The following is a 16,175-nucleotide window of genomic DNA, read 5'->3' as shown; positions in this document are numbered from 1 at the left end:
CCCGCATGTTGCAGGAAACATTTTATACAATTGGAGGTTACTATGAAAACTCATGTTAAAAAAGATTTGGACAAAGATTGGCATATGTTAATACAAGAAGCTAGATCCATTGGGTTAGGCATTCGTGATGTGAGGCAGTTTTTAGAATCTGAGACAGCATTGAGAAAGAATAACCACAAAAAAACCGTCCGCCAAGACTAATCCGAGCAGGCGGATCTATTACCTCTGGCTTTTCTATCATCTGATCTGAGTTTTCACCATATCCTCTATTCGAAAGCGATTGCTGCGCCCGAGCTTGAGGACAAACGGTGTGTCAGCTAACATACGACAGACAGCCGGTGATGCGGTCACCTCTTGGCACATGCATTGTCATAAAGAGGTGATGCGAACATCTATTAACCGGGCTCTGGTAAACAGCAGCTTTTGCAGAGAACAAGCTGCATTCGGTGAGGTTTTGATAGCAAACTCGCGTAACGCGGCCGAGCTGGAAAACCTTCGCCTGTCTTTATACCGTTATGTTCACCTCTTCACGACTTCCTTCTTTTTTCATCCTCCAGATGTTATTCAGCATAAATCAGACTTTCAGTACATACCTATTGGTGTACCTTTTTGCTTACGTTTAGCGAATAAAAGGAGGAAATCCATGTACAAAGCTGATTACAAACAGATTGCTGCAACGCCGTCTTTTCAAGCTTTTTTAAAGCAGAAACGCGCTTTTATTGTTCCTTCTGCGATTTTCTTTTTTGTCTTTTATTTTTCACTTCCTGTTTTGACGTCTTATTTCACCTTTTTGAATGCGCCGGCCATTGGAGCTGTTTCATGGGCTTGGCTGTTTGCCATCGCCCAATTCGCCATGACCTGGATCCTGAGTACCGTGTATTCCCGAAGGGCGGCACATTTCGATCGGTATGCAAGCGCTTTAAAGGCAGATCTGAAGGGTGAACAGACATGAATATGACTGCTTTTCTATTATTTTTAGCGATTGTCGGCCTGACGCTTATTATCACGTATTTTGCCGCGAAGAAGACGAAAACGACGAGTGAGTTTTATACAGCGGGCGGCGGTCTCACCGGTGTTCAGAATGGACTGGCAATTGCCGGCGACTACATGTCCGCGGCCTCGTTTCTCGGGATTGCCGGAATGATTGCTTTATATGGATTTGATGGATTCTTTTACAGCATCGGTTTTCTGGTGGCTTATCTCGTTGTCTTGTACATCGTGGCGGAACCGCTTCGGAATCTTGGGAAGTATACGATGGCGGACATGATTGCGGCTCGTTTTAAAGAAAAGAAAATCCGCGGCGTCGCGGCTCTGAATACCATTGCCATCTGTACTTTTTATATGATTGCCCAGCTCGTGGGGGCGGGCGCGCTGATCAAACTGCTTCTAGGGCTGGATTATACTATGGCGGTTCTCATCGTCGGGGTGCTGATGACCATTTATGTCGTGTTTGGCGGCATGATCGCGACAAGCTGGGTACAAATTATAAAAGCGGTTTTACTGATGGCCGGCACACTCGTGATTTCGATCATCGTGTTTTCGAAATTCGGCTTTAACCTCAATACCATGTTTGAGCAGATGAAAACAGCGACGCCGCTTGGCGCTGATTTCTTAAATCCCGGAAATAAGTACAAGGTGCCGCTAGAGACCTTGTCGTTAAACTTGGCACTCGTGCTGGGAACTGCCGGGCTTCCGCATATTTTGATCCGGTTTTATACCGTTAAGGATGCCAAGACGGCCCGGACATCCGTTGTATCAGCGACATGGATTATCGGTGTGTTTTACATTATGACGGTATTTCTCGGCTTTGGCGCTGCTGCGTTTGTCGGTTTTGACGCGATTACGGCGGCTGATCCAGCGGGAAATATGGCGGCTCCGCTTTTAGCAAAAGCGCTCGGGGGAGATTTTCTGTTCGCGTTTGTGTCAGCCATCGCCTTTGCTACCATTTTAGCTGTCGTGACAGGATTGGTGCTGTCTGCCGCCTCAGCATTTGCCCATGATATCTACAGCCAGATTATCAGAAAGGGAGAAGCAACTGAAAGAGAACAGATGAAAGCGGCCAGGTGGGCTTCTGTCGCCGTGTCGGTGCTCTCGATTCTCCTTGCGATTTTTGCACAGTCCTTAAATGTGGCATTCCTTGTCGCACTTGCATTTGCGGTAGCGGCCAGCGCAAATCTCCCGCTGATTGTGTTTACGGTCTTCTGGAAGAGATTTAATGCTACAGGCGCTTTGTGGGGCAGCCTGACAGGCCTGATCAGCGCGCTTGTGCTAGTGTCGATAAGCCCTAGTGTGTGGGATCCGTCCGGAGGTGCTATTTTTACAGGCGATCCGCTTATTTCACTTTCTAATCCGGGCATTATTTCCATCCCGCTCGGCTTCCTCGGTGCATGGCTCGGAACAGTGCTGTCGTCAAATAAAACGGTCGATGAAGATACGTTTGCAGAAATACAGGTGAAGGCACATACTGGCATTCATATGGAGCAGGAGTAAAAAAGCTCTCTTGTATAGAGAGCTTTTTCTTACTTTTTCTGCTGTTCGTCAGAAATTGCTTTTTCAAATACGTCCTTGCCGGCTGCTCCCGGAATGACAGTGTCGCCAATGATAAAAGTTGGAACGGCTGTGATGTCAGCCTCTTCATAGGCGTGCTTTAAGGCTTGGCGCTGTACGTCCTGATATGTTCTTGATTCCAGTGCGGATTTGAATGAGGCTCCGTCTAGTCCCACTTCCTCAGCAAGCTTCGTCAAGATGTCAATGTCGCCGATATTTTGGCCCTCTTGGAAAAACGCTTGAAAGACACGGGTGTTGTATTCATGTCCTTTATTGTATTCCTTTGCAAAGTGGAAGCCTTCAAACGCCAGATCTGTATATGGATGAGGCGAGACGTTTGGAAAATTGATCTCGACTCCTAGTTTGTCCGCCATTGGCTGAATGGATGTCTGCCACATGTACTGCTTGGAAGGGTCATTGACCGGGTCAAGCTGTGGAGATGGGCTTGGTCGCAGTTCAAAAGGCATCCACTCGACGTCAACATCCTTTCCTTTTATCGCTTCTTCAAAAGCGGCTTTTCCTATGAAACAAAATGGGCAGACGTAATCTGAATAAACTTTAATGTGTACTGTCATGATAATCTCCTTTCGTATAGATTGATTTTAAACTGTAACAATAAAAGTTACAACTGTTTTTTAAAAAAGAAGCCGATAAAGGCTTCTTTTATGATTCCAGCAAACGCTGGGCAATATATTCTCCTTTTTTGCAGCCGCCTGGGCATGCATATAAAGCAGAACCGATTGTTTGCGTATATTCGTTTAACGCATCCTTTGCCGAAAGGGCCTTCAGCATGGGGATGAACTGATTGTCGGGATTTTTTTGAAAGCTGATAAACAGGAGACCCGCATCCATATAGCCTGTTTTCGGATTAAGTCCTTCCGTGTAAGAGAAAGCTCTTCGCAAAATTTGTTTTCCCGTAGATTTCGCAAGGCTGACGTGTGAATTTGACGGGATTTGATTCAGCTTCACGGGATCTGTTTCCTTTTTCTGACCGAAAGGTGCCCCCGAGCTTTTTCTGCGGCCGAAGGTATCCTCTTGGTCCTTGAGGGAAGACCGGTCCCATATCTCAAGGAACATTTTGATTTTCCGAAAAGCCATATAGGTGCCGCCCGTCATCCAGTCAGGCTCACCGGACTGAATCCACACGATCGAGTTCATCAAGGTATCATCCTTCGTGCTCTGGTTGCCTGTTCCATCTTTAAACCCGAAGAGGTTGCGCGGCGTTTCACCATTTTTTCCCCCGCTTAAAAAGCCTTTGTTCACAAAGCGGACCTCACAGGTGCCGATCGCTTGATTCAGCAGGTTTCTCAGCGCGTGAAACGCCACTTGTTCATCGTCTGCGCATACTTGAATGCAGATGTCTCCGCCTCCCTGTTTTTCATCCAGATTGTCATTCGGCATTGCTGGAAGAGCGGCAAGGTACTTCGGTTTTTTGTTTTTCAGGCCGAAGCGGTCCTTTCCGTCTTTTTCAAAAAAGCCAGGCCCGAATCCGAATGTGACCGTTAAGTTGGAAGGGGATAAATCAGCGGATTCACCTGTATCCTGCGGCGGCAAATATTGATTTTTCTGCTCAGCTGACATTTTCTTTCCTGACGTCAGCATCTGTGTCAGGCTTGTCCAGTTTCTGAATAATGTAATGATGTCGCTCTTCTCTTTTGCTGTTACATCCAGCGCAGCAAAATAGACATACGTTTGATGGGCAGTTGTGATTCCGGCCTGATGCTTTCCGTAAAACGGAACGACCTGCTCATCCTCTTTTTCATCCTCACTTGATGACTTAGCCGCGGTCTGAACAAGCGGAGCGAGACCGCTAAGTCCGCTGGCACCGATCGCAACGGCCGCACCTGCCATCGCTCCCCATTTTAGGATGTCCCGTCTATGAATTTGTTCAGGCTTTTTTTGTTCATCGCTCATGCTGTTACAAAACTCCTTTTATAGTACATTCGCAATCTTCGACATGGTTTCAGAAAGAGTCGTCAGCTTTGTGCTCAGCTCTCTGATTTGATCTTCACTTAATTTATCATAAGACGTATAGGACTGATCATTTGTTTTATATTTTGCCATTAAAACTTCGAATTCGCTGAACTCCGTATCCAGTTTTTCCGTCAGGTCAGAGTGATCTTTAACAAGCGCGCTTTTTACTGTTTGATAAACTGCCTCGGAGCCTTCCACATTCGCCATGAGGTCGACTAAATCGATTCGTGAGTAGCGCTCTTCTTCTCCCGTTATTTTCGAAATGCCGGCTTCGTTTAGAAGTTCCATCGCGCCTGCTACAATTTGTTCAGGTGTTAATTTCAGCGATTCAATTGAACCGTCAAGCTCTTTTACATCCTTGAGAAGTTGGTCAGCCGTTGCCTTTTCCCCGGAAATATCTTGATCCTTCCAAATGGCTTTCTCAAGTTTATGGAAACCTGTCCATTTGTCCCCTTCTTCTACATCGTTTTCACGGGCGTCAATTTTCGGATCAAGATCTCCGAGGCTTTCAGCGATCGGTTCGATTCGCTCGTAATAAACACGTGCTTTCCCATATAATGTTTTAGACTTTTCGATATCGCCGGATTTCACAGCGCTTGTAAATGCTTCAGTTGCTTTTACAAGCTGATCGCTCTGCTCTTTGACATAGCCTTTATACTCATCCGCTGCTTTTGCCAGCTGATCACTTGCCTTTTTGCTGCTCTTCTTCGCTTCTGTCAGGTCTTCTAAGGATGCTTTCAGTGACTCGGATTCTCTCTTGATTTTGTCAGTATCCGGTTTGTCTTTCTGAGCCTCTGTGTAGATGGGCTGAAGGTGCTTTTCGATCTCTGTATATTCGAACGGATAGTCGCTGCGAATATCATTTTCAAAGGAAAGCCAGTAGCTGTTTAACTCTTTCCCCTTCTTTTCAATCTCTTTTTGGTCGCCTTTTTCAGCTGAATCATTCAGCTTGGAAATGATGGTTTCCATTTTATCTACGGATGCAGTGATCTTTTTGCTGACCCCGCTTTTTTCAGCTGAAGCTTTTTCTTTGGTTGAGGATGTGTCATTGGCTCCGCAGCCTGCGCACAGTGCAAGGATACATCCGGCTGATACAGCGATTTTTGTAAAATTCATTTTGTCAGTTCCTTTCCGTTTGTAAAATGTTTTGCCGCTTCTGAGACAAGCGCAATCAGTAAAAAGAGTAAAATCAGCAATTGTGGAATCGTGCTGTACACGGACGGATAAATTCCAAGCACCGATACAGACGGCAGCCAGCTTTCTGCATCAGACGGGAGAATGCCCGCTAGCTGCAGGCTGTGAACGCCTGTTCCGAGAAATTTCACGCACATATACAGGACGACAGCCATGGACAGAAGGAAAAACGGTTTCAATGGAATACGCATTCCGAGCTTGATCATCAGAACACCGACGATGACGAGGACGATAAGCCCCGCGGCAGTTCCGCCGATCAGTTCAGTGAGCGGAAGCTTCCCAACAAGTCCGATGAAAAAGATGACTGTTTCGAGCCCTTCTCTTACAACTGCCAGAAATGCAATGAGCGCAAAGGAAAGCAGGCTTCGTTTTTTCAGTGCCTGTGACTTCTGGATATTGATTTTTTCTCTCCATTTATCCATTGAGGCATTTCTATGCAGCCATACTCCGACATACAAAAGCATGACTGCGGACAGTACGCCGGTGACCCCGCCAAGCAAGAAATTGTTTTCTCCGAATACACTGGAGGAAAACAGTAGCGTGACACCGATGCCGGCTGCCAAGGACACAGCCATGCCGGCGGACGCCCCGCTCCAGATCCATGCCGAGGAACGCGTAACAAGGGCTTTCTTTGTCATGGTTAAAAGCGCTCCGATGACTAGCAGGGCCTCCATCCCTTCACGAATCGGGATCAGCGCCGCATCCCACCAGCTGTAGCTGCTTGAAGCGATCGGCTCGAGCAATTGAATCATTTCGTCAATTTGCTTTGATACCTTTTCGGGATGGCTGCCGATCTCAGCCTTCATCAGCGCCAGATTTTCCTCTGATCTCGTATAGGCTTCTTTCGATTGGGAAACGACGTCTCCCTCAACAGCGAGCCAGGATGTAATTAAATTGTCGATTGCTGATGACGCTTCATCCAATTGGCTTTTTTCTATTAACTGTTTTGTGTCTTTCAAGCTTTGTATATAGGCTGTTAAGGACGCCCTTGATTGACCCGAGGATGTCTTTTTCAGCACGACACCCTGCTGATAGGTTTCTAAATGAGAAGAAAGCTCTTCAAGCTGTGTTTTGAGCTTGTCTGTGTCTTGATTGATGAAAGAAAGAGAAATCATCGCGATATTCGAGTCCATTTTGCTGTGGGAAGAAAGGTTTTCCTTCTTAATAGAAGGTTCTTCTTTTTTCCACTTTGCCTTGAATGTTTCAAACGTTTGTTGTGCCGAGTCCATATCTCCGTCTTTTATGGATTCGATCATTTGCTTGTTTAATTGAATCAGCGCAGCAATCGGATCGTCTTCCGCATGTACCGCAGAACTGCAAACCATCAACAAGCTGAATAAAATAAGTGCCAGCCCCCGAGTCATCATGCTCCTCCTATAACTGAAAATGATTATCATTGTATAACATAATCATAGCCAGTTCCTGTTCTTTGTCAATTAAAATTTGAAGGTCTAAAAACCTTGATATAACGCAAAAAGACTGTCCTTTATAGAACAGTCTTTTGTAGGAAGAAGAACGTTTATCTTCCTGTTTTATACGTTTGAATTTCTTCATGAAACTTGCGTGCGGCATCCTCTGGATCCTCCGCCTGACTGATCGCGCTGATCATACTGACACCATCGGCCCCCGCTTGGATAACAGGTGCGGCATTTTCGATTGTGATGCCGCCGATGCCGACAATTGGAATATCGATGCCTTGGCGGCGGACCGCTTCGATAAGAGATACACCTTGCACAGCTCTCGTATCCTTTTTCGTTTCTGTCGGGTAGATTGGCCCGAGTCCGACATAATCCGCGCCATCTTCTTCGGCTTGCTTCACCTCAGACATTGTATGGGTGGAAACGCCAAGAATCATATTACCTATAGCGTCTCTTACTTCTTTTGCGTTCGCGTCTTCCTGGCCGATATGGATACCGTCAGCCTTCAATTTCAGAGCCAGCTCCACATCATCATTGACAATGAAAGGAACCCCGGCTTCACGGCAGGCTTCTTGCACTTTTTTAGCAAATTCAATCCGTGCCTCTCCTGTCAGCGCATCCCCGCCCTTTTCACGAAACTGGTACAGAGTGGCGCCACCTTTTAACGCTTTTTGTACGACTGTGACAGGGTCGGCTGTCGTATTGTTTGACCCCATAATGAAGTAAACAGATAATAACTCTTTCATCATTTCCCGAGAAATACGTGTCATGAGACAGTCACCCTTTCTATTGTCGCCAGTTCTTGGACGTCTTGTTCAGTAACAGATGAAAGCTTGTTCAACAATTCAATCTGAAAGCTTCCCGGACCTTTGTCAGCTGTTTGCTGCGCGGCAAGCTGAGCTGCGACCCCATACGAAGAAATGGCAGCAATAGCCGCAAACAATGGATTTTTTTCCACAGCGCAAAACGCACCGACAACAGATGTCAGCAAGCAGCCGGCGCCTGTCACTTTCGTCAGCAGCTTGTGGCCGTTATGAAGGGTATATACGTTTGATGTGTCGGCTATGACATCAACTTCTCCAGTAATCGCAATAACCGTGTTTAGTTTTTGTGCCGCCTGCTGGGCCAGCCGGATGATGTCGCCTCCGCCTTCTCCCGCATCAACGCCTTTGATCAGCCAATCGTTCACGCCGACGGTATGGGCAATTTCCGCAGCATTTCCTCTGATTGCAGAGAGGCGCACCTCACGAATGATGTCACGCGCCGATTCAGTGCGGAACAGTGTTGAGCCGGCACCGACAGGATCAAGAATGACAGGGACGCCATGTTCATTGGCTGATTTTCCCGCAATGATCATCGCTTCGACTGATTCCTTGCTCAGTGTTCCGATATTTAATACAAGTGCACCCGCAATCTTCGCCATGTCGGCGACCTCTTCTTTCGCATATGCCATAACGGGTGATGCACCGAGGGCGAGCAGGCCGTTTGCTGTAAAATTCGTTACGACATTATTGGTTATGCTGTGCACCAGAGGGCTATGCTGGCGGACAGCAGTAAGGCATTTTGCTGCTGATTGTGCATCCATGTTTGCATCATCCTTTACTCTCTTTTTTCGGGTCCCATAAATAAGATTTCGTATGTTCGAGCCAAGCTCTGGCCGCAAAGGACAAGTAGCGGTCTTTTCTCCAAATAATGGCGAGGTGCCAAGGGATAACCGGATCGACAAGCGGAATGACTTTCACTTTTTCCGGGTCAAGCCCACGGCAGATTCGCTCCGGCAAAAGCCCGATTCCGAGGTTGGCTGACACCATCTCACTGATAAAATCCCATTGTGAGGTTTCATAAATGATATGGGGCCGGAATCCAGCCTTGATACATTCCGTCATAATTCGATTGTGCAGGACAAAATCCTCCCTGAAGAAAATAAAAGGCTCGTCCTTCAGCTCACGCAGCCTGCACTCTTTTTCGTCTGCCAGCCGGTGGGAAGGGTGAACGACAAGCATTAAGGTTTCTTTTACGATTGTAAACGAATGATAGATGTTTTCGTTTGCGGGAAGAACGACAACGCCGATATCAAGTGAACCGTCCCCGACACCTTCTTGGACTTTTATAGAACCGTCTTCGACTAGCTGAAAGGTGATATTCGGATAGTTTTCACGAAAATCGCCGAGCACTCTCGGGAAAAATCCCGATCCAATCATCGGCGGCAGTCCAATCCGCACGTGTCCTTTCTTGACCTCCATAATATCATTTAATTCTGACGTCAGGTTTTGAAATGATTTAATAATTTCTTGCGCCTGTACATACATGCTCTGGCCGGCGTCAGTCAGTTCCACCTGCCTGCCGTTGCGGTAAAACAGTTCAATCCCGAGCTCTTCTTCTAAATTTTTGATCATTTTTGATATCGTTGGCTGAGAAACATATAGGGATTGGGAAGCCTTCGTAAAACTTTTTAAACGGGCGACTTCCAGAAAATATGTTAAATGGCGGATATCCATGTACTTCACCCTTTCTATAGACAAAAGGAATACTTATTATTCTTTATATATATTTTACCTATAGCGAGACCTTATGTACAATATGAATATAAGGGAGGCATCAATATGAAAAAACTGTTGCTAACCGTTATTCAAATCGCTCTGTTATTTATATTTGCTCGGCTGATTAATTCGGTGACAGCCCTTCTTCATATAAATATTCCCGGCAGTATAATTGGGATTGTGATTCTTTTCACATTATTACACTTTAAGATCATCAAGCTTGAATGGATAGAGCTTGGCGCAGCGTGGCTTCTCGGGGAGCTGCTTTTATTTTTTATCCCGTCTGCCGTCGGAGTGATTGAATACGGAGACATTATGTCGAAATTTGGTGTCAGCATTCTTCTTGTTGTCATCATCAGCACGTTTGTCGTGATGGTGTCTACAGGAACGCTTACACAAATCATTGCAAAAAGAAAGGAGAAAAAGCATACGTGTTCATCGGAATTGTAAGTTTGTTTTTAACGGTTTTGGTGTATGTAGGAGCAAAAAAAGTATATCAACGTTTTCCGCGTGTCTATACGTCGCCGCTATTGGTGACGCCCGCTGTGTTAGTCGGTCTGCTGCTGCTGGTGAATGTCCCGTACGAGTCATATAATCTCGGCGGCGAATTGCTGACCGATATGCTTCAGCCGGCTACCGTGGCATTCGCGATCCCGCTATATAAATATTTCCCTGTTTTAAAGAAATACGCAGTGGAAATTATTTTGAACGTGGCCGTCGGTTCATGCATCGCGATTATTTCAACCGCTCTTATTGCGAAATGGCTTCACCTCGGCACCGGCTTAATTGATAGCCTCGTCCCGAGATCAGTGACAACACCGATCGCAATGAACGTATCGGAAATGATCGGCGGAATGCCTGCCGTCACAGCCGTGTTTGTGATTTTGACCGCTTTGTTAGGCACAGTAATCGGCCCGATGGTCATCCGCTATTTCCGCATTGATAATGAAATTGCGCGGGGCGTGCTGCTCGGCACAAGCGCACACGGAGCGGGAACGTCAAAAGCATTTGAACTTAGCTCTGTGTCCGGTACGATATCCAGCGTGTCAATGATCTTAGCTGCGATTATGACACTTTGCGCAGCGCCGTTGTTACTATCATTTATGTAAGAAAAAACTGTCCTCTCAAGGGCAGTTTTTTTTATGTGCTATCCCTTATTGAAAAGCTGGCGAATTCCAATATAATGGAATTTGCGGATACCAAAGGAGGCACCCCATGCACAACTTGCAGGTGAGGCGGCATTACGCCGCGTTAAAAGGATTTTATTTGTTTGCTTTTCTGGGCACAGGGAGTATCATTCCCCTGCTCAGCATGTATTTAACAAAGGAACAGCATTTAAGCGGCTCACAAGTCGGCTTGATTATGTCACTCGGCCCGATTGTAATGATCTTTTTCCAGCCGTTTTGGGGTATGCTGAGCGACTATACGCAAAAAACGAAAAGCCTGCTGGCGGTTTGCACATCAATCACAGGTATCATTGGATTAGGCTATATTGCATTTGACAGCTTTCCCCTGTTTATTTTGATTGCAGCCTGTTTTGCAGCATTTCAAAGCACGATTATTCCATTATCGGACAGCATTTCACTAAGGTACACACAAGAAACAAACGGCAACTACGGCGGAATCCGCCTGTTTGGTTCACTCGGCTTTGGGGTCGCAGTGTTTGCCATGGGACAGTTGACGAATCAGCTTTACCCCATTCATGTGATCTTTATCTTTGGCTGTGGCTTTCTGTGCATGGCCGCCATATTGGCCTCTCAAATGCCCGGCCAGCAGAAAACCAAAACAAAGGTCAATATCCGCAAAGGATTCCGGGAGCTTATCAGCAACAAATCGTTCCTCATCTTTATGATCATCACCTTTACGACATTTGCTCCAAACTTAGCGAACAATACGTATTTCAGTCTTTTTCTGGACAAAAGCGGCGCGTCACTTTCAGCTATCGGCATTTTATTTTTCATCGGCGTGATTTCGGAAATTCCATTTATGCGATTCGCCCAAACATTTATAGATAAAATGGGCCTGCTCAATGTCATTATGCTTTCAGGCGGGGTCTCATTATTCAGGTGGGCGCTCTATTTCACAGCACCTTCTTTATGGATCATTTATGCGACGGTCTTTCTTCAAGGAGTGGCCATCGGTTTATTTATCCCGGCGGCGCTTCAATACGTGAAAAAAATCACTCCAAGCCATGTTGAGGCGACGGCGTTAACCATGTACGCGGCCATCGGCAATGGATTCGGCAACTGGTTCTGTACATTTGCGGGCGGGTACATTTTTGACTACGTGTCCATTTTCGCAGTCTACTTGCTTTTTGGCATTCTGAGCATAGCAGGCTTTGGGCTGACATTATATTTAATGAAGGCTGAAAAAAACAAAAATACAGTTCATCAGCCGGCTGTTACTTTTAAACCATAATGACTATAATGAACAAAAAGGAAGGATGTGCGCTATGAACGGGCAAGAGCGAAGCAGCATTTCAAAAGGATTACAGGTGGATATTGTATTGAAAGCAGATCAAAAAACAGGAAAATTGACGAGAGGGACAGTGAAGGATATTTTGACGAAATCAAGCTTTCATCCTCACGGCATTAAAGTCCGGCTTGAAGATGGCCGCATCGGCCGCGTCCAGCAAATCATTTCTACATAAAAAAAGCTGCTCCTGAACAGGGCAGCTTTTTGCTTTATTTTTTCTGCAGAAAAACTACTTTTAGGTAGTTGCCTTCCGGAAACGCCGAAATCGTTTTGAAATCTTCCGGCAACGTAAATTCCTCAATAATGGTGTAGCGTTCATTTGTTTCTTTAAAGGCGGCATCGATAAAACCTTTGAATTTCTTCATGCCGAAGGCGCTGCTGTTTGTGGAAGCAACGATAACACCCTTGTCAGCTGTGATGGCGATCGTTTCCTTCAGCAGATTTTTATAATCCTTGGCCGCGCTGAAGGTGCGTTTTTTTGTACGTGCAAAGGAAGGCGGATCGAGAATAATCAGATCAAAGCGCAGATCCTTTTTCGCCGCATACGAAAAATAGTTAAACACGTCCATCACTTTAATGTCGTGTGCCTCGTAATCAAGCTTGTTCACGCTGAATTGCTCGATCGTTTTGGCCATGCTCCGGTTTGCCACGTCCACGCTTGTTGTTTTCTCCGCTCCGCCAAGCGCCGCTGCCACGGAGAATGCACCCGTATAAGAAAACGTGTTTAACACTGTTTTTCCTTTTGCATATCGGTCTCTGATCGCCTTGCGCACATGTCTCTGATCCAAAAAGATGCCCGTCATGGCGCCTTCATTCAGATCCACCGCGTATTGAATGCCATTTTCCTGAACGATAATCGGGAACTCGCCTCTTTTCCCTTTCACGAAGTCATCATCTTCAACGTATTGTCCAGCCGTGTCGAAGCGTTTTTTCTCATAAATCGCTTTATAATCAAGATCCAGTTCATCCAAAGCGGAAATCAGCATGTCTTTAAAGGTGTAAATGCCTTTGCTGTACCATTGAATCAGCAGGTAGCCGCCATAATAGTCGATCGTGACGCCGCCGACCCCGTCGCCCTCACCATTGAACAGGCGGAATGCCGTTGTATCTTGGGCGGCGAATAGTTTGGCGCGCGCTTGGACCGCTTTTGATAATTTGCTGAGAAAAAAGGCTTGGTCAATCTGTTCTTGTTTATTGCGGGTAAGCGTCCAGCCGACCCCTTTGTTTTGCAGGCCGAAATAGCCCCGCGCGAGAAACTCGCCGCTCTCTGACACGATATCAACGAGGTCTCCTTCTTTCACGTGCCCCGCACTCCCTGCGAGAGCTTCCTTATCGATGAGCGGATAGCCTTTTTTGATTTTTGCAGCATGTGCTTTCTTTAGGGTGAGTAGCTTCATATATTTCGTCCTCTTTCTGTTTGCTTTCTCTTATCGTACCACAAAACGCCGAGATGTCTGCATTGACAGAAAGGAAAGGTTTTTCTACGATAGACAAAAAGAGTTACGAGGAGGAGCAGCATGGCAAAACGAATTGACCATACAGGCATTATGGTAAGGGATATCAACGCGTCCATCACATTTTATGAAGAGGTTCTCGGCATGAAATTGAAGGATCGCATCACACACACGAACGGTGTAATCGAGCTTGCTTTTCTTGGCTTTGAAGACGGCCCGGAAACAGAAATCGAATTGATTCAAGGCTATAGCAGCGAGCTTCCCGTCGAAGGAAAAGTGCACCACATTGCCCTGCTGACAGATGACATCGCGGCTGAATATACAAAAGCGGAAAGAATGAACGCGAAATTTATCGACGAAGAGATCACAACTCTACCAAACGGGTACCGTTACTTCTATATCGAAGGTCCTGATGGCGAGTGGATTGAGTTCTTTCAGCGTTAAAAATAAAGAACGTACATTTTGTGATGTACGTTCTTTTTTTATCTATACCATCTGATATACGCTGACTCATCGCAAATCATGGCTTCCCAGCCCATACGCTGAACCAAGTCATTGATGTTTTCGTCTTTCGCTAAAAAAACATTAATGAATGAGTCATATACACTCATAAACACAAAGTCCATTTTCTCATCAGTCAAAATGAGCTCTGCGGCGGCTTCATCAAGTATCGTCTGCAAGTTAGCCTTAGTTATGTCCAAAAAGCCGCTGTTATCCACAATCGGTTCTGAGTAATAAAACCGATTGGATCCATTCGCACCAAACACTTTTACCAAACTCGGAATATGAAAATTCGAAATATGATCCTCACTGGGATAATAGAGGTCTCCATTTATGTTTGCATGTAAAACCTCAGCCAAATCCTCTCTCGCGCACTCGTCCCTTAAGGCGCCTATCGACGTCATTAAAGCAAGCGCCAGCTCAGCATGTGTTTGAAAGCCGCAAGAGGACATAACCTTCTTCCATGAAACAGCTTTGCCTTTTTCCCTTATTTCCTCATCATTTGGATAGATATGCTCATAATCATTTTTTCTCTTTGCTTTTTCCCATCCTTCAGGCATTTGAATAAAAGGAGAAAATAAAATAGCAGCTGATGTATATTCGACTGGTATTTGTTTTAAGATTGGTGATTCGTCTTCTAACCATATGTAATCTAGCATGCGCACCTCCTTTACATATTCTAACATTTACTTATAGTTGTTAGAAGACCATCAGCCCTTTTACGTTACATCACGAAACATTCTTACCCCCAGATTCAACCGCACTCTCTTCCTTCCATTTTTGATGATCCCAAATTCTTAAAAACGGATAGTAGATAGCACATGTAATGAGCAGGTTCACCAGCTGCATAACGGCACCCGATACCTTTCCGCCTGTGGCCAGATAGCCTGATATGAGCGGCGGCATCGTCCATGGCACGGCGATTCCGGCCGGCCTTGCCACCAGTCCGGTGCTCATGCCGATATAAGTCGCTGTTATCGTGAGGAGTGGTGCGATGATAAAAGGAACAATGAGGAGCGGGTTCATGACAATCGGCATGCCGAAAATGATCGGCTCGTTGATATTAAATAGCGCAGGGCCAATCCCTAGTCGGCCAAGCTGCTTCATTTGTTTGCTCCGGGAGCGCACAAGCATTGTCAGAACAAGCGCCAGCGTCGCACCGCTTCCACCGACATTAATCCAAATTTGAAAAAACTGAGTCGTAAAAATACTAGGCAGCGCCTCGCCCGCCTGAAACGCGAGACGGTTGGCATCCATCGCGCCGTACCAAATCGGCGCCATGATTCCGCCAATGATTGAAGCTCCGTGAATCCCGCACGACCAAAGCAGCATCTGCACAAATTCAGCGATCAGGCTGCCGCCCAGACTGCCGCCAAGAATGGAAAGCGGTGTGCCAAGCAGGTCTCCTACGACATTGTGCAGGCTCTGAAAAGGGGTCATTTCAATCAGAAGACGTGCCAGCCACACTAGAAACACAATGATAAAGCCGGGAATCAGCGCGACAAATGATTTGCTTACCGCAGGCGGCACCCCGTCTGGCATTTTAAAGACGATATTTTTTTGAATAATGTACCGATAGATTTCAGTTGAAAACAAAGCGATCAGCATGGCGACAAATAAACCCTTGCTACCAAGCAGTGTGATCGGGATTCCGCCCCCGACCATGATGGATTCCGTTGAGCCGTCCGGCGTAAACGGCACCTCAAACGGCGTTGCCAGTAGAAATGCGGCAATTGATATCGCGCCGGCAGAAAGGGCATCGACACCATAGCTTTCCGCAAGACGATAGGCGATTCCAAAAGCGGCGATCATCGCCATAATATCAAATGAAGCATTAACGGGATAACCGAGCTTATCCGCCCACTCTTTCCCAAACACACTCGTCATGAAATCAGCATAACCCGGAATCGGCAGGCTCGTTAAAATCAAAAAGACAGATCCGATAATAATCAGCGGCATGGTCAGGATAATTCCGTCACGCAAAGCGCTGAGATGCCTCTGCCCGGCAATTTTCCCAGCGACAGGCATAATTTTTTCTTCCATCACCCGAGTGAATGCGCTCATCTGAAAAG

General features: G+C 46.2%; 18 protein-coding genes. 8 read left to right on the top strand and 10 right to left on the bottom strand.

Annotated elements, in window-relative coordinates:
* Positions 1 to 42 precede the first annotated feature (42 nt).
* The 3 genes from slrA to AC4CV5_RS01635 all read left to right on the top strand — a co-directional run bounded on the left by slrA (position 43) and on the right by AC4CV5_RS01635 (position 2,490).
* Positions 43 to 201, top strand: coding sequence for a transcriptional regulator SlrA (slrA, locus tag AC4CV5_RS01645; protein WP_003236045.1), 159 nt, complete (start codon positions 43 to 45; stop codon positions 199 to 201).
* Positions 202 to 643: 442 nt separating this feature from the next.
* The gene (locus AC4CV5_RS01640) at positions 644 to 952 is read left to right on the top strand and encodes a DUF485 domain-containing protein (protein ID WP_166846890.1); all 309 of its coding nucleotides are present in this window, start codon (positions 644 to 646) and stop codon (positions 950 to 952) included.
* On the top strand, positions 949 to 2,490 hold the full coding sequence (locus tag AC4CV5_RS01635) for a solute symporter family protein (RefSeq protein WP_490921995.1): 1,542 nt from the start codon (positions 949 to 951) through the stop codon (positions 2,488 to 2,490). Before AC4CV5_RS01640 ends, AC4CV5_RS01635 begins: the two co-directional genes overlap by 4 nt.
* A gap of 29 nt (positions 2,491 to 2,519) precedes the next feature.
* Here the strand turns inward: AC4CV5_RS01635 and AC4CV5_RS01630 are convergent, their stop codons facing one another.
* The 7 genes from AC4CV5_RS01630 to cidR form a co-directional block, all read right to left on the bottom strand.
* Positions 2,520 to 3,122 carry a DsbA family oxidoreductase gene (locus tag AC4CV5_RS01630; RefSeq protein WP_003236051.1) on the bottom strand — a complete coding sequence of 201 codons (603 nt, stop codon included), beginning with the start codon at positions 3,120 to 3,122 and terminating at the stop codon, positions 2,520 to 2,522.
* 88 nt (positions 3,123 to 3,210) lie between these two features.
* Positions 3,211 to 4,461, bottom strand: a complete 1,251-nt coding sequence (efeB, locus tag AC4CV5_RS01625; RefSeq protein WP_490921994.1) for an iron uptake transporter deferrochelatase/peroxidase subunit — start codon at positions 4,459 to 4,461, stop codon at positions 3,211 to 3,213.
* 18 nt (positions 4,462 to 4,479) lie between these two features.
* A complete protein-coding gene (gene efeO / locus AC4CV5_RS01620) occupies positions 4,480 to 5,637 on the bottom strand; it encodes an iron uptake system protein EfeO (protein WP_490921993.1) in 1,158 nt (385 codons plus the stop codon).
* The gene (gene efeU, locus AC4CV5_RS01615) at positions 5,634 to 7,079 is read right to left on the bottom strand and encodes a ferrous ion permease EfeU (RefSeq protein WP_326222327.1); all 1,446 of its coding nucleotides are present in this window, start codon (positions 7,077 to 7,079) and stop codon (positions 5,634 to 5,636) included. The genes efeO and efeU overlap by 4 nt, the downstream gene beginning before the upstream one ends.
* Positions 7,080 to 7,234: 155 nt before the next feature.
* Positions 7,235 to 7,903: a thiamine phosphate synthase gene (thiE, locus tag AC4CV5_RS01610; RefSeq protein WP_166846877.1), complete on the bottom strand. Its 669-nt coding sequence runs from the start codon at positions 7,901 to 7,903 to the stop codon at positions 7,235 to 7,237.
* Positions 7,900 to 8,718, bottom strand: coding sequence for a hydroxyethylthiazole kinase (thiM, locus tag AC4CV5_RS01605; protein ID WP_166846873.1), 819 nt, complete (start codon positions 8,716 to 8,718; stop codon positions 7,900 to 7,902). The genes thiE and thiM overlap by 4 nt, the downstream gene beginning before the upstream one ends.
* Before the next feature lie 7 nt (positions 8,719 to 8,725).
* On the bottom strand, positions 8,726 to 9,631 hold the full coding sequence (gene cidR, locus AC4CV5_RS01600) for a cidABC operon transcriptional activator CidR (protein ID WP_166846870.1): 906 nt from the start codon (positions 9,629 to 9,631) through the stop codon (positions 8,726 to 8,728).
* Positions 9,632 to 9,736: 105 nt separating this feature from the next.
* Here cidR and AC4CV5_RS01595 point away from each other — a divergent pair, with 105 nt between their 5' ends.
* The 4 genes from AC4CV5_RS01595 to AC4CV5_RS01580 all read left to right on the top strand — a co-directional run bounded on the left by AC4CV5_RS01595 (position 9,737) and on the right by AC4CV5_RS01580 (position 12,323).
* Positions 9,737 to 10,123 carry a CidA/LrgA family holin-like protein gene (locus tag AC4CV5_RS01595; protein ID WP_222142266.1) on the top strand — a complete coding sequence of 129 codons (387 nt, stop codon included), beginning with the start codon at positions 9,737 to 9,739 and terminating at the stop codon, positions 10,121 to 10,123.
* Positions 10,105 to 10,782 (top strand): CidB/LrgB family autolysis modulator, encoded by a 678-nt coding sequence (locus AC4CV5_RS01590; RefSeq protein ID WP_326222328.1) that lies wholly within the window; start codon positions 10,105 to 10,107, stop codon positions 10,780 to 10,782. Before AC4CV5_RS01595 ends, AC4CV5_RS01590 begins: the two co-directional genes overlap by 19 nt.
* 106 nt (positions 10,783 to 10,888) lie before the next feature.
* Positions 10,889 to 12,091, top strand: a complete 1,203-nt coding sequence (locus AC4CV5_RS01585; protein WP_490921992.1) for an MFS transporter — start codon at positions 10,889 to 10,891, stop codon at positions 12,089 to 12,091.
* Between the two features lie 34 nt (positions 12,092 to 12,125).
* Positions 12,126 to 12,323, top strand: coding sequence for a YwbE family protein (locus AC4CV5_RS01580; RefSeq protein ID WP_003236073.1), 198 nt, complete (start codon positions 12,126 to 12,128; stop codon positions 12,321 to 12,323).
* A 34-nt stretch (positions 12,324 to 12,357) separates the two neighbouring features.
* Here the strand turns inward: AC4CV5_RS01580 and AC4CV5_RS01575 are convergent, their stop codons facing one another.
* Positions 12,358 to 13,545, bottom strand: a complete 1,188-nt coding sequence (locus AC4CV5_RS01575; RefSeq protein ID WP_373922813.1) for a class I SAM-dependent rRNA methyltransferase — start codon at positions 13,543 to 13,545, stop codon at positions 12,358 to 12,360.
* A 120-nt stretch (positions 13,546 to 13,665) separates the two neighbouring features.
* On the opposite strand from AC4CV5_RS01575, the gene glxA reads away from it, so the two are divergent.
* Positions 13,666 to 14,046: a glyoxalase GlxA gene (gene glxA, locus AC4CV5_RS01570; RefSeq protein ID WP_003236077.1), complete on the top strand. Its 381-nt coding sequence runs from the start codon at positions 13,666 to 13,668 to the stop codon at positions 14,044 to 14,046.
* 38 nt (positions 14,047 to 14,084) lie between these two features.
* On the opposite strand, the gene AC4CV5_RS01565 is transcribed toward glxA, so the two are convergent.
* Together AC4CV5_RS01565 and celB are read right to left on the bottom strand one after the other, a co-directional pair.
* On the bottom strand, positions 14,085 to 14,762 hold the full coding sequence (locus tag AC4CV5_RS01565; protein WP_490921991.1) for a DUF2711 domain-containing protein: 678 nt from the start codon (positions 14,760 to 14,762) through the stop codon (positions 14,085 to 14,087).
* A gap of 70 nt (positions 14,763 to 14,832) precedes the next feature.
* Positions 14,833 to 16,167, bottom strand: coding sequence for a PTS cellobiose transporter subunit IIC (gene celB / locus AC4CV5_RS01560; protein ID WP_490921990.1), 1,335 nt, complete (start codon positions 16,165 to 16,167; stop codon positions 14,833 to 14,835).
* Positions 16,168 to 16,175: the final 8 nt, after the last annotated feature.

It is taken from the genome of Bacillus sp. NS1 (assembly GCF_058248265.1).
This window is presented reverse-complemented; position numbering and strand designations above follow the sequence as displayed.

Excerpts from the sequence above, each read along its gene's own strand:
- celB (WP_490921990.1), bottom strand. The coding sequence starts at position 16,167 with ATGAGCGCATTCACTCGGGTGATGGAAGAAAAAATTATGCCTGTCGCT.
- AC4CV5_RS01575 (WP_373922813.1), bottom strand. The coding sequence starts at position 13,545 with ATGAAGCTACTCACCCTAAAGAAAGCACATGCTGCAAAAATCAAAAAA.
- AC4CV5_RS01640 (WP_166846890.1), top strand. The coding sequence starts at position 644 with ATGTACAAAGCTGATTACAAACAGATTGCTGCAACGCCGTCTTTTCAA.
- slrA (WP_003236045.1), top strand. The coding sequence starts at position 43 with ATGAAAACTCATGTTAAAAAAGATTTGGACAAAGATTGGCATATGTTA.
- AC4CV5_RS01580 (WP_003236073.1), top strand. The coding sequence starts at position 12,126 with ATGAACGGGCAAGAGCGAAGCAGCATTTCAAAAGGATTACAGGTGGAT.
- efeB (WP_490921994.1), bottom strand. The coding sequence starts at position 4,461 with ATGAGCGATGAACAAAAAAAGCCTGAACAAATTCATAGACGGGACATC.
- AC4CV5_RS01635 (WP_490921995.1), top strand. The coding sequence starts at position 949 with ATGAATATGACTGCTTTTCTATTATTTTTAGCGATTGTCGGCCTGACG.
- glxA (WP_003236077.1), top strand. The coding sequence starts at position 13,666 with ATGGCAAAACGAATTGACCATACAGGCATTATGGTAAGGGATATCAAC.
- AC4CV5_RS01630 (WP_003236051.1), bottom strand. The coding sequence starts at position 3,122 with ATGACAGTACACATTAAAGTTTATTCAGATTACGTCTGCCCATTTTGT.
- AC4CV5_RS01585 (WP_490921992.1), top strand. The coding sequence starts at position 10,889 with ATGCACAACTTGCAGGTGAGGCGGCATTACGCCGCGTTAAAAGGATTT.
- AC4CV5_RS01565 (WP_490921991.1), bottom strand. The coding sequence starts at position 14,762 with ATGCTAGATTACATATGGTTAGAAGACGAATCACCAATCTTAAAACAA.
- thiM (WP_166846873.1), bottom strand. The coding sequence starts at position 8,718 with ATGGATGCACAATCAGCAGCAAAATGCCTTACTGCTGTCCGCCAGCAT.
- efeO (WP_490921993.1), bottom strand. The coding sequence starts at position 5,637 with ATGAATTTTACAAAAATCGCTGTATCAGCCGGATGTATCCTTGCACTG.
- cidR (WP_166846870.1), bottom strand. The coding sequence starts at position 9,631 with ATGGATATCCGCCATTTAACATATTTTCTGGAAGTCGCCCGTTTAAAA.
- AC4CV5_RS01595 (WP_222142266.1), top strand. The coding sequence starts at position 9,737 with ATGAAAAAACTGTTGCTAACCGTTATTCAAATCGCTCTGTTATTTATA.
- efeU (WP_326222327.1), bottom strand. The coding sequence starts at position 7,079 with ATGACTCGGGGGCTGGCACTTATTTTATTCAGCTTGTTGATGGTTTGC.
- thiE (WP_166846877.1), bottom strand. The coding sequence starts at position 7,903 with ATGACACGTATTTCTCGGGAAATGATGAAAGAGTTATTATCTGTTTAC.